The sequence below is a fragment of the Amycolatopsis sp. cmx-4-83 genome (assembly GCF_046548815.1).
In the GTDB taxonomy this organism is placed as follows: domain Bacteria; phylum Actinomycetota; class Actinomycetes; order Mycobacteriales; family Pseudonocardiaceae; genus Amycolatopsis; species Amycolatopsis pretoriensis_A.
In genome coordinates this window covers 155,397-172,139 of record NZ_JAEBEF010000018.1, presented here as the reverse complement: position 1 = coordinate 172,139, position 16,743 = coordinate 155,397, and the positions used below count along the sequence as shown (strand labels likewise).

The 16,743-nt window shown below is 71.0% G+C and carries 19 protein-coding genes; 18 read left to right on the top strand and 1 reads right to left on the bottom strand.

Features of this window, described 5'->3' with window-relative positions:
• Nucleotides 1-94: 94 nt before the first annotated feature.
• The 14 genes from ACLJQM_RS42635 to ACLJQM_RS42570 all read left to right on the top strand — a co-directional run bounded on the left by ACLJQM_RS42635 (nucleotide 95) and on the right by ACLJQM_RS42570 (nucleotide 11,961).
• The gene (locus tag ACLJQM_RS42635) at nucleotides 95-898 is read left to right on the top strand and encodes a CPBP family intramembrane glutamic endopeptidase (RefSeq protein WP_247012989.1); all 804 of its coding nucleotides are present in this window, start codon (nucleotides 95-97) and stop codon (nucleotides 896-898) included.
• Between the two features lie 171 nt (nucleotides 899-1,069).
• Entirely contained in the window at nucleotides 1,070-1,513 is a 444-nt protein-coding gene (gene rpsP / locus ACLJQM_RS42630; protein WP_360783945.1) for a 30S ribosomal protein S16, read from the top strand.
• Nucleotides 1,510-1,749 carry an RNA-binding protein gene (locus tag ACLJQM_RS42625; protein WP_003103110.1) on the top strand — a complete coding sequence of 80 codons (240 nt, stop codon included), beginning with the start codon at nucleotides 1,510-1,512 and terminating at the stop codon, nucleotides 1,747-1,749. Before rpsP ends, ACLJQM_RS42625 begins: the two co-directional genes overlap by 4 nt.
• Nucleotides 1,750-1,771: 22 nt before the next feature.
• Nucleotides 1,772-2,284 (top strand): ribosome maturation factor RimM, encoded by a 513-nt coding sequence (rimM, locus tag ACLJQM_RS42620; protein WP_410636007.1) that lies wholly within the window; start codon nucleotides 1,772-1,774, stop codon nucleotides 2,282-2,284.
• Between the two features lies 1 nt (nucleotide 2,285).
• Nucleotides 2,286-3,032 carry a tRNA (guanosine(37)-N1)-methyltransferase TrmD gene (trmD, locus tag ACLJQM_RS42615; RefSeq protein ID WP_360783947.1) on the top strand — a complete coding sequence of 249 codons (747 nt, stop codon included), beginning with the start codon at nucleotides 2,286-2,288 and terminating at the stop codon, nucleotides 3,030-3,032.
• A 166-nt stretch (nucleotides 3,033-3,198) separates the two neighbouring features.
• Nucleotides 3,199-3,567, top strand: a complete 369-nt coding sequence (gene rplS, locus ACLJQM_RS42610; RefSeq protein ID WP_086680529.1) for a 50S ribosomal protein L19 — start codon at nucleotides 3,199-3,201, stop codon at nucleotides 3,565-3,567.
• A 31-nt stretch (nucleotides 3,568-3,598) separates the two neighbouring features.
• Entirely contained in the window at nucleotides 3,599-4,525 is a 927-nt protein-coding gene (gene lepB / locus ACLJQM_RS42605; protein WP_247012980.1) for a signal peptidase I, read from the top strand.
• A 91-nt stretch (nucleotides 4,526-4,616) separates the two neighbouring features.
• On the top strand, nucleotides 4,617-5,459 hold the full coding sequence (locus ACLJQM_RS42600) for a ribonuclease HII (RefSeq protein ID WP_247025248.1): 843 nt from the start codon (nucleotides 4,617-4,619) through the stop codon (nucleotides 5,457-5,459).
• Nucleotides 5,456-5,779, top strand: a complete 324-nt coding sequence (locus ACLJQM_RS42595; RefSeq protein WP_003096226.1) for a DUF2469 domain-containing protein — start codon at nucleotides 5,456-5,458, stop codon at nucleotides 5,777-5,779. Before ACLJQM_RS42600 ends, ACLJQM_RS42595 begins: the two co-directional genes overlap by 4 nt.
• Nucleotides 5,780-6,411: 632 nt before the next feature.
• Nucleotides 6,412-6,789: a YraN family protein gene (locus tag ACLJQM_RS42590; RefSeq protein WP_247012978.1), complete on the top strand. Its 378-nt coding sequence runs from the start codon at nucleotides 6,412-6,414 to the stop codon at nucleotides 6,787-6,789.
• Entirely contained in the window at nucleotides 6,789-8,300 is a 1,512-nt protein-coding gene (locus tag ACLJQM_RS42585; RefSeq protein ID WP_410636005.1) for a YifB family Mg chelatase-like AAA ATPase, read from the top strand. Before ACLJQM_RS42590 ends, ACLJQM_RS42585 begins: the two co-directional genes overlap by 1 nt.
• Before the next feature lie 491 nt (nucleotides 8,301-8,791).
• Nucleotides 8,792-9,919 (top strand): DNA-processing protein DprA, encoded by a 1,128-nt coding sequence (gene dprA, locus ACLJQM_RS42580; protein WP_410636052.1) that lies wholly within the window; start codon nucleotides 8,792-8,794, stop codon nucleotides 9,917-9,919.
• Nucleotides 9,920-10,022: 103 nt separating this feature from the next.
• Complete coding sequence (locus ACLJQM_RS42575) at nucleotides 10,023-11,003, top strand: tyrosine recombinase XerC (RefSeq protein WP_410636003.1); 981 nt, start codon at nucleotides 10,023-10,025, stop codon at nucleotides 11,001-11,003.
• A gap of 109 nt (nucleotides 11,004-11,112) precedes the next feature.
• A complete protein-coding gene (locus ACLJQM_RS42570) occupies nucleotides 11,113-11,961 on the top strand; it encodes a FliA/WhiG family RNA polymerase sigma factor (protein WP_247012972.1) in 849 nt (282 codons plus the stop codon).
• Here ACLJQM_RS42570 and ACLJQM_RS42565 read toward each other — a convergent pair whose 3' ends face one another.
• Complete coding sequence (locus ACLJQM_RS42565; RefSeq protein WP_410636001.1) at nucleotides 11,962-12,459, bottom strand: M23 family metallopeptidase; 498 nt, start codon at nucleotides 12,457-12,459, stop codon at nucleotides 11,962-11,964.
• Between the two features lie 895 nt (nucleotides 12,460-13,354).
• Between ACLJQM_RS42565 and rpsB the strand changes: the two genes are divergently transcribed.
• The 4 genes from rpsB to frr all read left to right on the top strand — a co-directional run bounded on the left by rpsB (nucleotide 13,355) and on the right by frr (nucleotide 16,600).
• Complete coding sequence (rpsB, locus tag ACLJQM_RS42560) at nucleotides 13,355-14,227, top strand: 30S ribosomal protein S2 (RefSeq protein WP_247012968.1); 873 nt, start codon at nucleotides 13,355-13,357, stop codon at nucleotides 14,225-14,227.
• Between the two features lie 91 nt (nucleotides 14,228-14,318).
• Nucleotides 14,319-15,134 carry a translation elongation factor Ts gene (tsf, locus tag ACLJQM_RS42555; protein WP_247012966.1) on the top strand — a complete coding sequence of 272 codons (816 nt, stop codon included), beginning with the start codon at nucleotides 14,319-14,321 and terminating at the stop codon, nucleotides 15,132-15,134.
• 116 nt (nucleotides 15,135-15,250) lie between these two features.
• Complete coding sequence (gene pyrH / locus ACLJQM_RS42550; RefSeq protein WP_003065595.1) at nucleotides 15,251-15,994, top strand: UMP kinase; 744 nt, start codon at nucleotides 15,251-15,253, stop codon at nucleotides 15,992-15,994.
• Nucleotides 15,995-16,042: 48 nt separating this feature from the next.
• Nucleotides 16,043-16,600, top strand: coding sequence for a ribosome recycling factor (gene frr / locus ACLJQM_RS42545; RefSeq protein WP_360780678.1), 558 nt, complete (start codon nucleotides 16,043-16,045; stop codon nucleotides 16,598-16,600).
• Nucleotides 16,601-16,743: the final 143 nt, after the last annotated feature.

Here is a 16,743-nt window from a genome sequence, read left to right as displayed (position 1 = left end):
CGAAGATCGATGGACAGTAGTCGGACGGATACTGTGTGATCACCGCCCGGCCGCTAGGCTCGAAGCAGGAGCCGAGCGACGCGGAGGGCAAGGCGTGACCACTTCCCAGCCCCGGGACCCGGCTGCCGGCGCCGCACCCTTCCCCGAGCCCGAGGAGCCCGCCTCGACCGAGTTCCTGCCCCCGGTGCCGCGGCACAAGTGGGGGTTCGGTGCGTTCCTCCTCGTCGAAGCCGTCCTGCTCTCCAGTGCCGCGTTCGTGTCCGTGCTGGTCGGGGACACCGGACCCGGTCCGCTGCCGATGCGCGTCGTGCTGCTCGGCACCATGCTGCCGACGATGATCGCCGCGGGCGTCGCGGTCCTGATCACCTACGTGCGCGGCAACGGGCCGATCGTCGACCTGCGGATCGAGTGGCGCTGGGCCGACGTCCGCACCGGCGTGCGCTACGGCTGCGTCGGGCTCGTCTTCACCACGGTCGCCGCCTACCTGTGGACGCGCTTCGTCGGCGACGCCAACGCGACGTCGGCGATCAGCGCGCTGGTCGAGGACCGCCGGATGTCGGTTTCGGCGGCCGTGGTGATGTTCGTCTACCTCTGGCTGCTCGGCCCGATCTGCGAGGAGATCATCTACCGCGGCCTGCTGTGGGGCGCCGCCGAGCAGCTGCAGTGGCGCAGCGAGCGCTGGGGCCGCGTGGCCGCGTTCCTGCTGTCCACGGCGGTGTTCGCGGCGAGCCACCTCGAGCCGCTGCGCACGACGTTGCTGCTGGTCATCGCGGTCCCGATCGGCCTGGCGCGGCTGGTCACCGGACGGCTGCCGGGCAGCATCGTCGCGCACCAGGTCAACAACTTCCTCCCGGCGCTCACGATCCTGCTCGGCGCGCTCGGCGTGGCCTCTTTCTGAGCCTCTTTCCGGGCCCGCGGCGGCCGTCTGGCAGAATGGGTCACTGCCTGCTTCCGCCGGACCCTCTCACCGTGCGAAAGCTCCTGACCTTCGGGTGCCCGCGACCGTGTCCCCACTCGGCCCGCGTGCGCCCAGCCCAGCACCAGAGAGATTCGAGGAGAACCCACACCCGTGGCCGTCAAGATCAAGCTGCAGCGCCTCGGCAAGATCCGTGCGCCGTACTACCGCATCATCGTCGCCGACGCGCGCACCCGCCGGGACGGCAAGGCCATCGAGACGATCGGCAAGTACCACCCGAAGGAAGAGCCGAGCCTGATCGAGGTCGTCTCCGAGCGCGCCCAGTACTGGCTGAACGTCGGCGCGCAGCCGACCGAGCCGGTCCAGCGCCTGCTGGAGATCACCGGTGACTGGCAGAAGTTCAAGGGCCTGCCGGGCGCCGAGGGCACCCTGAAGGTGGCCGAGCCGAAGCCGTCCAAGCAGGACCTGTTCAACGCGGCGCTGGCCGCGGCCGGCGAGGAGCCCTCCACCGAGGCCACCACGCCGAAGAAGAAGTCCGCCCCCAAGAAGGCCGAGGCCGAGAAGGCCGAAGCCACCGAGGGTGAGAAGGCCGAGTGAGCTTTCTGGCTGACTCCCTCGAGCACCTGGTGCGCGGGATCGTCGACAACCCGGACGAGGTCCGGGTCGAGCTGCTGACCACGCGCCGTGGCCGCACGCTCGAGGTGCACGTGCACCCCGACGACCTCGGCAAGGTGATCGGCCGGGGTGGTCGCACGGCGACTGCCCTGCGCACCGTCATGGGCGGCATCGGTGGCCGCGGCGTCCGCGTCGACGTCGTCGACACCGACCGCTGAGCCTTCTCGGAAAACGGTCAGGATGGACGTCGTAGTCGGCCGCATCGCCAAGGCGCACGGAATCCGCGGGGAACTCGCGGTGGACGTGCGCACGGATTCGCCGGATGAGCGCTTCCGCGTCGGTGCGGCCGTGCTGACGAAGCTGCGTGACGGCAGCAAAAGGGAACTCACCATTGCAGCCGCCCGCGAACACAGCGGGCGGCTGCTGGTGCGTTTCGAGGAGGTACTGACCCGCGACGTCGCCGAGACGCTGCGGGGCGCCCTCCTGCTCGCCGACACCGACACACTGCCGCCCACCGGCGACCCGGACGAGTTCTACGACCACGAGCTGGCCGGCCTGCGGGCCGAGCTGATCGACGGCACCGTCGTCGGCAAGGTCGTCGAAGTCGTCCACTCGCCCGCGGGCGAACTGCTCGAACTGGACGTCGACGGCCGCGAGGTGCTGGTGCCGTTCGTCCGCGCGATCGTCCCCACCGTGGACATCGGCGGCGGCCGGGTCGTGCTCGACCCGCCGGAAGGGCTCCTGGACGCCTGAGATGCGGATCGACGTCGTCACGATCTTTCCCGAATACCTCGACCCGCTGCGCGCCGCGCTGCTGGGCCGGGCGATCGACCGCGGCCTCATCGAGGTCGGCGTGCACGACCTGCGCGACTGGACCCACGACGTGCACCGCGCGGTCGACGACGCTCCGTACGGCGGCGGTCCCGGCATGGTCATGAAGCCGCAGATCTGGGGCCCGGCCCTGGACGACGTCTGCCGTCCCGAGACGCGGCTCGTCGTGCCGACGCCGGCGGGCCGGCCGTTCACCCAGGAACTGGCCCACGCGTACGCCGAAGAGCAGCACCTGGTGTTCGCCTGCGGTCGCTACGAGGGCATCGACCAGCGCGTCGTCGACGACGCCGCCCGCCGGATGCCGGTCGACGAGGTGTCGATCGGCGACTACGTCCTGGTCGGCGGCGAGGCCGCGGTGCTCGTCATGGTCGAGGCCGTTGTCCGGCTGCTGCCCGGGGTGCTGGGGAATTCGCGTTCGGCCGCCGAGGACTCGTTCTCCGACGGCCTCCTCGAGGGGCCCAGTTACACGCGCCCGGAGGTGTGGCGCGAGCTCGCCGTGCCCGACGTGCTGCGGTCCGGGAACCACGCGCTGATCGACCGCTGGCGGCGCGACCAGGCCCTCGAACGCACCGCCCGGCGCCGCCCCGATCTCCTGGCCGCGCTGCCCGAAGGTAGTCTCGACAAGCACGATCGCGGGGTCCTCGAGGGCTTGGACCCCCGGCAGGCTTAGGGCCGGTTGCTCGACCGGTGCCGGCGTCTGCGATACTTGACAGGTTGGCGTGAGTGGACCTCGTCGTCCGCGAGCCCGCCAGCAGCCCCCTGGGTCGCCCGCAGCGCCACCGTTGCGCGCCCGGGGTCGTGTACGCAAGCCATACGAAGACGAGGACGGACCACCGATGAACACCCTGGACGCGCTGGACAAGCAGTCGCTGCGTTCCGACATCCCGGACTTCCGCCCGGGCGACACGCTCAAGGTGCACGTCCGCGTCATCGAGGGCAACCGCGAGCGCAACCAGGTCTTCCAGGGCGTCGTGATCCGCCGTCAGGGCGGCGGCATCCGGGAGACCTTCACCGTCCGCAAGATCTCCTTCGGCGTGGGCGTCGAGCGCACCTTCCCGGTGCACTCGCCGAACATCGCCGAGGTCGAGGTCCACAAGCGCGGTGACGTGCGGCGCGCGAAGCTCTACTACCTGCGCGACCTGCGCGGCAAGAAGGCCAAGATCAAGGAGCGCCGCGAGAACCGCGAGACGGCCTCGGCTAACTGAGTCACAACCCGGTTACCGGTAGCCTGACGACGTGGCCGAACCCGTGTCCCAGAACGCTCCCGAGGATGACCCCGATCGCTCCGAAGAGGACCAGCCGCGGCTGTCCCGATCCGAGGAGCGCGGGGGATCCCGCCGGCGGCGAGCCAAGCCCGCCAAGAAACGGTCGTTCTGGAAGGAACTGCCGATCCTGCTCGTGATCGCCCTGGTGCTCACGATCCTGATCCAGACATTCCTCGCGAAAGTCTTCATGATCCCTTCGGGGTCCATGGAGGCGACGCTGCACGGGTGTCCCGGCTGCCACGGCGACCGGATCCTCGTCGACCGGGTCACCTACGACTTCACCGAGCCCTCCCCGGGCGACGTGATCGTGTTCAAGGGCCCGCCGGCGTGGATCAACAACGAGATCGCGCCGCAGGAGTCGGGCAACATCGTCGTCCGCGCCATCCAGGGGCTCGGCTCGCTGGTCGGGTTCGCCCCGCCGGACGAGCGCGACTTCGTCAAGCGGGTCATCGCCGTCGGCGGCCAGACCGTCCAGTGCTGCGACCCGCAGGGCCGGATGATCGTGGACGGCAAGGCGCTCGACGAGCCGTACATCCACTGGGAAGACCCGTCGGTCCAGGAGCAGAAGACCTTCGATCCGGTCAAGGTGCCGGCCGGGATGGTCTGGGTCCAGGGCGACAACCGCAACAACTCCGACGACTCCCGGTTCCAGGGTGGCGGCGGCGTGAACGGTGCGGTCCCCGTGGACAACATCATCGGCAAGGCGCGGATCATCGTCCTCCCGCCGAGCCGCTGGGGCGGGATCAGCGACCACAACCCGCAGGAGTCGGCGCAGCCGGTGGCGCTCGGCGCACCGGCGTGGCAGAGCGGGATCCCGCTCGGCGTCGGCGTCGCGGGGGCGTGGCCGGCGCTGTTCCTCGGGCGCAAGCTGAAGTCCGGACTGCGCCGGAAACGCTAACCACCCCGATCCGTGTCGGCAGACGGGTGATCCAGCCTTGACTCTTCCCGTTCCCCTCACCGCGGCCGAGCCGATCCGGCCACCGCGGGCCGTGGTGCGCGGCGACCTCTTCTGGGGTCTGCAGGGCGCGCTCGACCGCCGTGGCCTCGGCCCGGTCGCCGGTGTGGACGAAGCCGGCGCCGGGGCTTGCGCCGGGCCGCTGGTGGTCGCGGCCTGCGTGCTCAAGCAGGGCGACGCGGCGAAGCTGACCGAGCTGACGGACTCCAAGCTGATGACGGCGAAGGCGCGGGACCGGGTCTACGACCTGGTCCTCGCCCGGGCCGTCGACTACTCGGTGATCGTCATCCCGACGGCCGAGGTCGACCTCTACGGCATCCGGGTGATGAACCTGGAGGGCATGCGCCGAGCCGCGGCCGCGTTGCGCGTCCACCCGGGCTACCTCCTCACCGACGGCTTCCGCGTCCCGGGCCTGACCGCCCCGAACACGGCGGTGATCAAGGGCGACCGCTCGGTGGCCTGCATCGCGGCCGCGTCGGTGCTGGCGAAGGTGACGCGCGACCGCATCATGGCGGGCCACCACGACGACCTCCCGCACTACGGTTTCGACGTGCACAAGGGTTACAGCACCTCCGATCACCTGGCGGCGCTGCGCGAACACGGCCCCAGCGACGTCCACCGCTGGTCTTACACGAACGTGGCGAAGGTGGCCGTCAAGCACGGCGTGCGTCCGACCAGGCCGGTCCTGCTGACGTACGCGGCCCTCGAGAAGGCCATGGAAGCCGGCACCACGGCGACCCTGTCCGCGGCCCTCGACGACGCACTCGAGCCACAACTCAGCCTGCCGCTGCATGCCCCGGCCGCGGGTGTGGGTCACAATGAACGCTCCGCCGGCGGAGCAGCAGCACGATCCCGAGGAGGGGCGCGGATTTCATGAGCGCAGAGGATCTCGAGAAGTACGAGACCGAGATGGAGCTCTCGCTGTACCGCGAGTACCGCGACATAGTGGGTCAGTTCTCGTACGTGGTGGAGACCGAGCGGCGGTTCTACCTGGCCAACGCAGTGGACGTCCAGGTCCGCGACGGCGGCGGCGAGGTGTACTTCGAGGTCCGCATGTCGGACGCGTGGGTCTGGGACATGTACCGCCCGGCCCGCTTCGTCAAGCACGTCCGGGTCATCACGTTCAAGGACGTGAACGTGGAGGAGCTCGACAAGCCGGACTTGCGTCTCCCGGAAGACGGCCCGTTCTCGGGCTGACCCAGTCTCCGAAGAACCGCGCCGCCTCACCTGAACGGGTGAGGTCGCGCGGTTCTTTTCGTGCGTCCACGGCTCGATTTCGGCCCCTGCACCCCGCACCGACAGTCCGGGGCACTTCCGAGCGTCCACGGCTTGATTTCGGCCCTTGCACCCCGCACCGACAGTCCGGGGCACTGCCGAGCGCGCGCGGCCCGTCCCGATCCGCGCTTTCCCCCTCTGCTCGGCGCGGCATCCGAGCCCCTCGGACAAGCGTCGCCCTCCCTCGTCCTCCTGATGCCTGCGCGTGTGTTGCCCTCCTGGTGACCACGCAGCCCGCCGTTCCCAGCCTTCTGCTGAGGCGTCGCCCCGCCGATCCTCGTGCGTCCCGGACCATCCCTGGCTCGGCGGCCGCAGATCCCGCCTCCTTCGAGCCCAGCGCTTGTGGCCGGACCGCCCCTAGCACACCGCACCGACAGTTCGGGGCACTTCCGCCACGGTCCGGGACCGGTTGTCCCCAGCACCCCGGTTGTCCACAGCTGCGCGAATCGGCTCTGGTCGGCCCCCTCCGCCCGCTGGCATCGTCGAACGCACACGCACCGTGATCGCCGGGACCGCCCCGGTGACCGGCGCGGACCGACGAGGGGGCGAACACGATGCCGGGCACCGACGAGCTCGCAAAACACCGCCGAGACCTGGGCGCCTGGGGCGAAGACCTGGCCCTCCGCCACCTGCAGGAACGCGGCCTCGTCCTGCTCGCCCGCAACTGGCGCTGCCGCGAAGGCGAGCTGGACCTGGTCTTCACCGACCGCACCCGGGTCATCGTCTGCGAGGTCAAGACCCGTACCGGCACCGAGTTCGGCCTTCCGACCGAGACCGTCACCGAGGAGAAAGCCGGCCGCGTCCGCCGAGCCGCCCAACGCTGGCTGAGCCACTTCCGCATCGGCTGGTGCCCGGTCCGCTACGACGTCGTCACCATCCTCGCCGAACCGGGCACCAGCCCCCGCCTCCAGCACATCGAGGCGGCGTTCTGATGCCCACCGCCAAGACCTGGTCAGCTGGCCTCCTCGGCATCGAAGGCCGAGTCATCGAGATCGAGGCCGACCTCGGTGGCGGACTCAGCCGGATCACCCTCGTGGGCCTCCCCGACGCCGGCTTGCGCGAGGCGAAGGACCGCGTCCGGTCCGCCGTGCGCAATTCCGGGCAGCCGTGGCCGGACGGCAAGGTGACGCTCGGCCTGTCCCCGGCGAACCTCCCCAAGATGGGCTCCGCGTTCGACCTGGGCATCGCGGCGGCGGTACTCGCGGCATCGGGCGCCGTTCCCGCGACGCGTCTCCTCAACACGGTGTTGCTCGGCGAGCTCGCTCTGGACGGCCGGATCCGAGCGGTGCGCGGCATCCTCCCGGGCCTGCTCGCAGCCCGCGCGGCCGGCTATGGAAAGGCCGTCGTCCCGACGGACTCGCTCGTCGAGGCGGCCCTCGTCGACGGAATGGAGGTGGCAGGCGCCCCCCACCTGCGGGAGTTCGTGGCCTGGCTGAAGCGCGAAGGCGATCTGGCCCAACCCGAGCCGCCCGGCCCGGTGCCCCCACCGGAGGTCCCGGACCTCGCGGACGTCGTCGGCCAACCGGAAGCACGCTGGGCCCTGGAAGTCGCCGCGGCGGGCGGCCACCACCTCCTCCTGACCGGCCCGCCCGGGGTGGGCAAGACGATGCTGGCGAGACGGCTGCCGGGCCTCCTCCCGCAGCTCACCTCCGAGGAATCCCTGGAGGTGACCGCGGTGCACTCGGTCGACGGCTCGCTTTCGAAGTCCTCCCCGCTGGTCACGGTGCCCCCGTTCGTCGCCCCGCACTATTCGATCTCCGTACCGGCGCTGATCGGCGGCGGCAGCGGCATCGCCATGCCGGGCGCGATCAGCCGAGCCCACCGCGGCGTCCTGTTCCTGGACGAGGTCTGCGAGTTCGGCGGCCAATGCCTCGAGTCCCTCCGAACCGTCCTAGAAGAGGGCGAGGTGCGCATCGCCCGGGTCAAAGGCGCAATCACCTACCCAGCACGGTTCCAGCTGGTGCTGGCCACCAACCCGTGCGCGTGCGCACCCCCGAAGGACGCCGACTGCGTGTGTTCGCCGAACGCCCGCCGCCGCTACCTGGGCAAGCTTTCCGGCCCCCTGCTCGACCGCGTGGACCTGCGGGTCCGCCTGAGGCCGCTGAGCGCCATCAGCGCACACGACACCGACACGGCGGAGCCGTCGCAGATGGTCCGCGAGCGAGTCCTCACGGCTCGCGAACGCGCGGCGCAAAGGTGGCAGGCCCACGGCTGGCTGTCCAACTCGGAGGTGCCCGGACCGGCCCTGCGCCGCGAGTTCGCCCTACCGCACGACGCAACGATCCTGCTGGACCGAGCCATGGACCGCGGAACCCTGAGCGGCCGCGGCGCCGACCGCTGCCTACGCATCGCGTGGACCCTGGCCGACCTGGACGGCGAGCCCCGCCCCGGCGCCGAACAAGTAGGCGCAGCCCTGGACTTTCGCGAGCGGGTGGCGGCATGACGACCGAACTCCCGCAGTCAAATGGCGGCTCACGCCCCGAACTCCCGCGAGTGGGCGGGAACCCGAGCACCGAGCTTCCCCGAGCGGCCGTTGGCCCGAGCCCCGAGCTTTCCCGGGAGGGCTGCGGCCCGAGCATCGACCTCCCGCGGGCGGCCGTGGGCCCGAGCCCCGAGCTTTCCCGGGAGGGCTGTGGCCCGAGCATCGCCCTCCCGCGGGCGGCCAGTGGCTCGAGCGCCGAGCTGCCACAAGCAGGTGGCGGCCCGACTACCGGCCTCCCGCGGGCGGGCAGCGGCTCGAGCACCGAGCTTCCGCAAGCAGGTGGCGGCACGAACCCGGAGCTTGATGGTGCGAGCGTCGATCTTCCGCAGGCGGATGGCGGCTCTAGCGCCGAGCGTCCGCAAACAGGCGGCGGGCCGAGCGCCGAACGTCCCGGAGCCGGCGGCCCGAGCCCCGGACTTCGCCAAGCGGGTGCGGGCAAGCACCCCGACGAGATCCGCCAGGCCCGCGCCTACCTCCTGCGGGTAGCCGAACCACCGGCGCCCGCCCTGGTTGCCTTCGTGGCCGAGCACGGACCCATCACGGCCGCCAAGCGGGTTCGCGCTGGCGACTGCCCGCCCGAGGTGCTGAAGGCGACCGAAGCCCGGCGGGAGTACGACCTGGTCGCCCAGGACTTCGCCCGCGCCGCCGAAGTCGGTGCCCGGCTGGTCGTACCCGAAGACGACGAGTGGCCCGCCTGGCCGCTGCTCGCCCTCGACCAAGCCGCGCTGCGCGGGGTGGCCGAAGCCGTGCCGCCGCTGGCGTTGTGGGTGTCCGGCGAGGTCGCGCTCGGCACCGCCACCGATCGGGCCGTGGCCATCGTCGGGGCCCGCGCGGCCACCGAGTACGGCGAACACCACGCCGCCGAACTCGCCTACGGGCTGGCCGGCCGGGGCGTGCCGGTGTTCTCGGGCGCGGCGTACGGCATCGACGGGGCGGCGCACCGCGGTGCGCTCGCCGCTGACGGGGTCACCGTCGCGGTGCTCGGCTGTGCCGTCGACGCCGGTTATCCGGCCGGCCACGTCGGGCTGCTGAACCGGATCGCGCGGTCCGGTGGCGCGGTCGTCAGCGAGTACCCGCCCGGCACACCGCCGGCGCGGCACCGCTTCCTCGTCCGCAACCGGCTCATCGCCGCCCTCACCGAGGGCACCGTGGTGGTCGAAGCCGGCCGGCGCAGCGGCGCACGCAACACCGCGAGCACCGCCGGTGCCTTCGGCAAGATCGTGATGGCGTTGCCCGGACCGATCTCGTCCGCGATGTCCATCGGCTGCCACGAGCTGATCCGTGACTCGCGGGCGACGCTGGTCTCGACGATCGACCAGGTCCTCGAGACGGTCGGCCACTTCGGCATCGCCGAGGACACCGCGTCCGGCCGGCAGAAGCGGTCCACCGACCGGCTGGGCCCCGAAGCGCTGCGCACCTACGAGGCACTCGTAGTGCGCGCGGACCGGTCCGACGCGGAGATCGCGGTCGAAGCCGGCATCCCGTTGCGGCGGGTGCGGGCCTTGCTGCCGGCACTGGAGATCGACGGATTCGCCGTCCGCGGGGAAGCCGGGTGGCGACGGCGGAGGGAAAGCTCGTGAACGCCACGAAATCCGGCCGAAATCGTCGATGGGGTTCGGCCGGTCCGGTGGGCCCGCGTGGCGATCCTTGACCGCGGGCGGTAGTTCGCGCAGCGTGACATCCATGCCGTCACCACGCTCCGGCCGGGCCCGCCGTCCCGATCTGCGCGCGCTCCGGGCAGCTTTGCCCGAGCCCGTCCGGGCCGTCGTCACCGGGTACGAACGGCATCTCGGGCTCGAGCGGGGCCTGTCCGCGCACACCGTCCGCGCGTACATCGGAGATGCGGTCTCGCTGCTGGGCTTCGTCGTGGACGGCGGTGGCGGCCTCACCGACCTCGACCTCGCGCGGCTGCGGGCGTGGCTCGCCGCGCAGCAGTCCGGTGGGGCGAGCCGCACGACGCTCGCGCGGCGGGCCGCCTCGGCGCGGACGTTCACCGCCTGGGCGCACCGGACCGGCGTCCTGGCCACCGACCCGGGCGGCCGGCTCGCCGCCCCGCGGGCGCACCGCACCCTGCCCGGGGTGCTGCGCGCCGGGCAGGCGGGGGAGGTCATGCAGGCGTCCGCGGCGGGTGCGGAGCAACGCGATCCGGTCGCACTGCGTGATCGCGCGATCGTCGAGCTGCTCTACGCCACGGGCATCCGCGTGTCGGAGTTGTGCGGGCTGGACGTCGGCGGCGCCGACTTCTCCCGGCGTGTCGTCACGGTGCTCGGCAAGGGCGCGAAGGAACGAGTGGTCCCGTTCGGCGTGCCGGCGGCGGCGGCGCTGACCGACTGGATCGACGAGGGGCGGCCGAAGATCGTCGCCGAAAGCGGTGGTGACGGCACTGAGCCCGCGCTTTTCCTCGGTGTCCGCGGCAAACGCGTCGACCCGCGGGCGGTGCGGCGCGTGGTGCACGACGCCGTCACGGCGGTGCCCGGAGCGCTCGACATGGGGCCTCACGGCCTGCGTCATTCCGCCGCGACGCATCTGCTCGAAGGGGGCGCGGATCTCAGGAGCGTTCAGGAACTGCTTGGTCACGCTACGCTTGCCACGACGCAGCTCTACACTCATGTGACCGTCGACCGGTTGAAAGCGATCCATGACCGAGCGCACCCCAGGGCCTGAGGCGGCCCCGGGGGTCTCGCCGGGGTCGTCAGCAGCGGGCCCGGCGGCGCACGCGCATCCGCACGAGCACGGAGACGACACTGAGCCGCATGCCGAGAACGACTGTGCAATGACCGCAGGACCGCACGTGACCGAAGCCGCCGGAGTGACCACTCACGGTGAGGCCGCCGCGCCCGCGGACACCCGCGCCGGCTACGACGTCGACGCCGGGATCGCGGCGCTGTGGCAGCAGTTCGCCGACAGCCCCGATCAGGCGTCGCGCGATCGGCTCGTGCTGCACTACGCCCCGCTGGTCAAGTACGTCGCGGGCCGAGTCGGCACCGGCCTGCCCACGCACGTCGACGTCGGTGACCTGGTGCAGTCGGGCATCTTCGGCCTCGTCGACGCGATCGAGAAGTTCGACCCCGAGCGCGGCCTGCGCTTCGAGACGTACGCGATGCAGCGCATCCGCGGCGCCATCCTCGACGACCTCCGGTCGCAGGACTGGGTGCCCCGCGCGGTCCGCAGCAAGGCCAAGGAGGCCGAGCGCGCGATGGAGCGCCTCGGCGCCCGTCTGCACCGCACCCCGACCGACGCGGAGCTCGCCGCCGAACTCGGCATCGGCCTCGACGACCTGCGCGACTTCTACGGCCAGCTGCAGCTGACCAGCGTCGTCGCACTGGAGGACCTGGTAGCCGCCGGCAAGGACAGCGGCTCGCTGGTCGACACGCTGCCCGACGACGACGCCGTCGACCCGGTCGCGGTGCTCGTCGACCAGGACAACCGCCGCCAGCTCGCGCAGGCGATCGCGCAGCTCACCGAGCGCGACAAGATCGTCGTCAGCCTCTACTACTTCGAGAGCCTGACCCTCGCCGAGATCGGCAAGGTCCTCGGCGTCACCGAGTCGCGGGTCAGCCAGCTGCACACCCGGGCCGTGATGCGCCTGCGCGCCAAGCTCGTCGAGCAGACCGGCACCTGATCATCGATCACCTCCCCACGCCTTGAGCCGGTATTCGCCCACCTCGCCGGTCAGGGCCAGGGGATCGACGTACTCGTCGCCCCGCCGCACGCCCCAGTGCAGGCAAGCCGCCAGCAGGCAGCCGGGGTGCCCGGCGAGGACGGTCCCGAGCACCTGCCCCCGGTAGACCTGCTCACCGACGGCCACCTTCGGCGCGATGGGCTCGTAGGTGGTGCGCAGCCCACCGTCGTGGTCGACGGAGATGACGGTCCGCCCGCCCACCGGCCCGACGAACACGACCACGCCCACATCGGCCGCGAGCACCTCCTGCCCGGGAACGGCGGCCAGGTCGACCCCGCGGTGCCCGGCGCCGTAGGGCGTTTCGGGGGCGTCGAAGTACTTCGCCACCACCGGAACGGGTGATAACGGCCAAGACAGCCGGGGCTGCCGAACGTCCGGCGCGGACCACGCCCCGGCGGCATCGGCCCGGATCGCCGTTGCGGGATTCGAGACGGCCATGAGTGCGCTCGCCCAGGAGGGAGCCGGCGAGGGCCCGCTCGCGAACCTCGCCAGGGTGGCTGGTTCGGCCGTGGTGGACGCCGGTTCGGGTGGTCTTGGCACCGCCGACGGGAACACCGGCATGGCGGCCGGTGAGTGGGCCGGTCCGGGCGGTCGTGGCGCCGCCGATGGCGACTCTGCGGGGGCAGCTGGCCGAGCGTCGGTGCGGCCCCGCGCGAGCAATCGGGACCCCGCCGGCGGGGCTCCCAAAGGCGGCGGCCACCGCCCGGCGGGCAGCTCCGGGAGGAGCGGCGGGGAGGTCGGCGGCGGCCCCAGATCAGCGGCCGTCTCGCCACCTATCCCCAGCTCCGACGCCACCACCGCTGAGGCCGTCACCACCGTTTCGGGTCCCGCCGAAACCGGCTCCCGGGCCGGCGCCAAAGCCGTCCCAGCCACGCCTCCCAATCCCGCGGGCACCGCCGCGACCAGCACGAACACCACTCCTGTCCACCCCGGCAGCCAGTGCCGGAAACGCATGATCGACTCCATGGCTCCAGCCTGCGGCACCCGCGGCCGCCGTGGGAGGGCGTCGGTGAATCTGTGGATAACCGGAGGCGTTGTGGACAACTCCGTCGCTCAATCGCCGCCGGTGGGGGGTGGGGTGGTGGGAGGGGGTAGAATCTTTTGCGCGGTCCGTGTGAGCGGACTGACTTCGCGTGCACGTGCGCGTTCCCCTCGATTTTCCACGCGGGGGAGACGCACGGGGTCCGGCGGTCCCAGGGGTTCCTCAGCACCTCCGGGTCCGGACGCCGCCACGGGCACCAGGGCGAACGGCCACCCGGCCGGGAGCGACAAAACCGAGCAGCGCGCCGATCGAACCCGGCGCGCACTACACAGAAGAGGTGTGATTCCGGCAATGGCCGTCGTCACCATGAAGCAGCTGCTCGACAGCGGCGTGCACTTCGGGCACCAGACTCGTCGGTGGAACCCGAAGATGAAGCGCTACATCTTCACCGAGCGCAACGGCATCTACATCATCGACCTGCAGCAGACGCTGACCTACATCGACCGTGCCTTCGAGTTCATCAAGGAAACCGTCGCGCACGGTGGCACGATCATGTTCGTCGGCACCAAGAAGCAGGCTCAGGAAGCCATCGCGGCCGAAGCCTCGCGCGTGGGCATGCCCTACGTGAACCAGCGCTGGCTCGGCGGCATGCTGACCAACTTCCAGACCGTGCACAAGCGCCTCCTCCGCCTGAAGGAGCTCGAGTCGCGCGAGCAGACCGGCGGCTTCGAAGGTCTCACCAAGCGCGAGATCCTCACGCTCACCCGTGAGAAGGACAAGCTCGAGAAGACCCTCGGCGGCATCCGCGACATGGCCAAGGTGCCCAGCATCGTGTGGATCGTCGACACGAAGAAGGAGCACATCGCCGTCGGCGAGGCTCGCAAGCTGAACATCCCGGTCGTCGCGATCCTGGACACCAACTGCGACCCGGACGAGGTCGACTACCCGATCCCGGGCAACGACGACGCCATCCGGTCGGCCGCGCTGCTGACCAAGGTCGTCGCCGAAGCCGCGGCCGCCGGTCTGATGCAGCGGTCCAGCCGCAACGGTGCGTCGGCCGACACGAAGCCCGAGCCGGGTGTCGCCGCGGACGAGCCGCTGGCCGAGTGGGAGAAGGAGCTGCTCGCCGGCTCCGAGACCGCCGCCGCCGACGCGACCGAGGCCGCTGCCGCTGTCGAGGCTCCGGTCGAGGCCCCGACCGAGCAGGCGACCGCCTCCTCCTGATGTTCACCCGCCCGTGCGGCCGGCTCCGGCCGGCCGTACGGGCGTAGCACCCTCCAAGACTTACGTACCTGAAAAGGACGGATCTACCAGAATGGCGAACTACACCGCCGCTGACGTGAAGCGCCTGCGCGAGATGACCGGCGCCGGCATGATGGACTGCAAGAAGGCGCTCGAGGAGAACGGCGGCGACTTCGACAAGGCCGTCGAGTTCCTGCGCATCAAGGGTGCCAAGGACGTCGGCAAGCGCGCCGAGCGCGCCACCGCCGAGGGCCTGGTCACCGGCGAGGGCGGTGTCCTCATCGAGCTCGACTCCGAGACCGACTTCGTCGCCAAGAACGCCGACTTCCAGGCGCTCGCCGCGAAGATCGTCGAGGTCGCGAAGACCGTCAAGACCTCCGACGTCGAGGCGCTCAAGGCCGCCGAGCTCGACGGCAAGACCGTCAACGAGGTCGTCCAGGAGCTCTCGGCCCGCATCGGCGAGAAGCTCGAGCTGCGCCGCGTCGTGGCCTTCGAGGGCCAGACCGCGACCTACCTGCACCGCCGCGGCTCCGACCTGCCGCCGGCCGTCGGCGTGCTCGTCGAGTTCACCGGTGACGACACCGAGGCCGCCCGCGGTGCCGCCATGCAGGTCGCCGCGCTGCGCGCGAAGTACCTGACCCGCGAAGAGGTCCCGGCCGAGATCGTCGAGAACGAGCGCTCGATCGCCGAGAAGACCGCCCGCGAAGAGGGCAAGCCGGAGCAGGCCATGTCCAAGATCATCGAGGGCAAGGTCAACGCCTACTACAAGGACAACGTCCTGCTCGAGCAGCCTTCGGTCAAGGACAACAAGAAGACCGTCAAGGCCCTGCTCGACGAGGCCGGCGTGACGCTGACCAAGTTCGCGCGGTTCGAGGTCGGCCAGGCCTGACACCAGGCCAGGGCGTAGGTTTCACACCCACAGTGCCCCGTCTCCGCCCACCGGGGACGGGGCACTGTCGGGTCCAGAGAAGAAATGCACGGCCGAGGGCGTAGGAGGCGACATAGATGGGTGACCGGGTCGAAGGTGGCTACCGGCGGGTGCTGCTGAAACTGGGCGGCGAAATGTTCGGCGGTGGTTCGATCGGCGTCGATCCGGATGTCGTCCACTCGGTCGCGCAGCAGATCGCCGACGTCGCCCGCACCGGCGTCCAGGTCGCGGTCGTGATCGGCGGCGGCAACTACTTCCGCGGCGCGGAGCTCTCGCAGCGCGGCATGGACCGCGACCGCGCCGACTACATGGCGATGCTGGGTACCGTGATGAACTGCCTGGCGCTGCAGGACTTCCTGGAGAAGGAGGGCCTGCCCACCCGCGTGCAGACCGCCATCACGATGGGCCAGGTCGCCGAGCCCTACATCCCGCGCCGCGCCGAGCGGCACCTGGAGAAGGGCCGCGTCGTGATCTTCGGCGCCGGGGTCGGCATGCCGTACTTCTCCACCGACACCGCCGCCGCGCAGCGGGCGCTCGAGCTGGGCTGCGAAGCCGTGCTGATGGCGAAGGCCGTCGACGGCGTCTACACCGCGGACCCGAAGGCCGACCCGACCGCCGAGATGTTCCGCGAGATCACCCACCGCGAGGTGCTGGAACGGGACCTCAAGGTCGCCGACGCGACGGCGTTCAGCCTCTGCATGGACAACAACATGCCGATCATCGTGTTCAACCTGCTCACCGAGGGGAACATCGCCCGCGCGGTGAGTGGTGAAAGAATCGGCACGTTGGTCAGCACCCCCGCCGACGGGGTGCCGGCCTAGACCTGCTGGGATCAGCAAGCGCCACCCATCACAACAACGGGAGTAGCCGTGATCGACGAGACCCTCCTCGACGCCGAGGAGAAGATGGAAAAAGCGGTGTCCGTCGCGAAGGACGACCTGACGTCGGTGCGCACCGGCCGGGCCACCCCGTCGATGTTCTCGCGCATCGTCGTCGAGTACTACGGCGCGCCGACCCCGCTGAACCAGCTGGCCAGCGTCAACGTGCCCGAGGCGCGGATGGCGCTGATCAAGCCCTACGACCAGACGCAGCTGGTCGCCATCGAGAAGGCGATCCGCGAGTCCGACCTCGGGGTCAACCCGAGCAACGACGGCAACGTGATCCGGATCGTCATCCCGCAGCTCACCGAGGAGCGGCGCAAGGAGATGGTGAAGGTCGCCAAAGGCAAGGGCGAGGACGCCCGGGTGACCATCCGCAGCATCCGCCGCAAGGCCAAGGAAGAGCTCGACCGCATCGGCAAAGACGGCGAAGCGGGCGAGGACGAGGTCGTGCGCGCGGAGAAGGAACTGCAGAACCTCACCGACACCTACTCGCACAAGGTCGACGAGCTGGTCAAGCACAAGGAAGCCGAGCTGCTCGAGGTCTGATGGCACAGGTGAGCGAGGAACGCGAGGACCGGGTGGACGCCACCGGAGAACACCCGGCGGCCGCGCCCGGGACACCGGAGCCGGCGCAAGCCGGCACCCCGGCCACGCCGGAGTTCCCGGGGACGGACGCCGCGCCGGAGACC

Excerpts from the sequence above, each read along its gene's own strand:
- rimM (WP_410636007.1), top strand. The coding sequence starts at position 1,772 with ATGGACGTCGTAGTCGGCCGCATCGCCAAGGCGCACGGAATCCGCGGG.
- trmD (WP_360783947.1), top strand. The coding sequence starts at position 2,286 with ATGCGGATCGACGTCGTCACGATCTTTCCCGAATACCTCGACCCGCTG.
- rplS (WP_086680529.1), top strand. The coding sequence starts at position 3,199 with ATGAACACCCTGGACGCGCTGGACAAGCAGTCGCTGCGTTCCGACATC.
- ACLJQM_RS42595 (WP_003096226.1), top strand. The coding sequence starts at position 5,456 with ATGAGCGCAGAGGATCTCGAGAAGTACGAGACCGAGATGGAGCTCTCG.
- ACLJQM_RS42590 (WP_247012978.1), top strand. The coding sequence starts at position 6,412 with ATGCCGGGCACCGACGAGCTCGCAAAACACCGCCGAGACCTGGGCGCC.
- ACLJQM_RS42585 (WP_410636005.1), top strand. The coding sequence starts at position 6,789 with ATGCCCACCGCCAAGACCTGGTCAGCTGGCCTCCTCGGCATCGAAGGC.
- ACLJQM_RS42575 (WP_410636003.1), top strand. The coding sequence starts at position 10,023 with ATGCCGTCACCACGCTCCGGCCGGGCCCGCCGTCCCGATCTGCGCGCG.
- ACLJQM_RS42570 (WP_247012972.1), top strand. The coding sequence starts at position 11,113 with ATGACCGCAGGACCGCACGTGACCGAAGCCGCCGGAGTGACCACTCAC.
- ACLJQM_RS42565 (WP_410636001.1), bottom strand. The coding sequence starts at position 12,459 with ATGGCCGTCTCGAATCCCGCAACGGCGATCCGGGCCGATGCCGCCGGG.
- rpsB (WP_247012968.1), top strand. The coding sequence starts at position 13,355 with ATGGCCGTCGTCACCATGAAGCAGCTGCTCGACAGCGGCGTGCACTTC.
- tsf (WP_247012966.1), top strand. The coding sequence starts at position 14,319 with ATGGCGAACTACACCGCCGCTGACGTGAAGCGCCTGCGCGAGATGACC.
- pyrH (WP_003065595.1), top strand. The coding sequence starts at position 15,251 with ATGGGTGACCGGGTCGAAGGTGGCTACCGGCGGGTGCTGCTGAAACTG.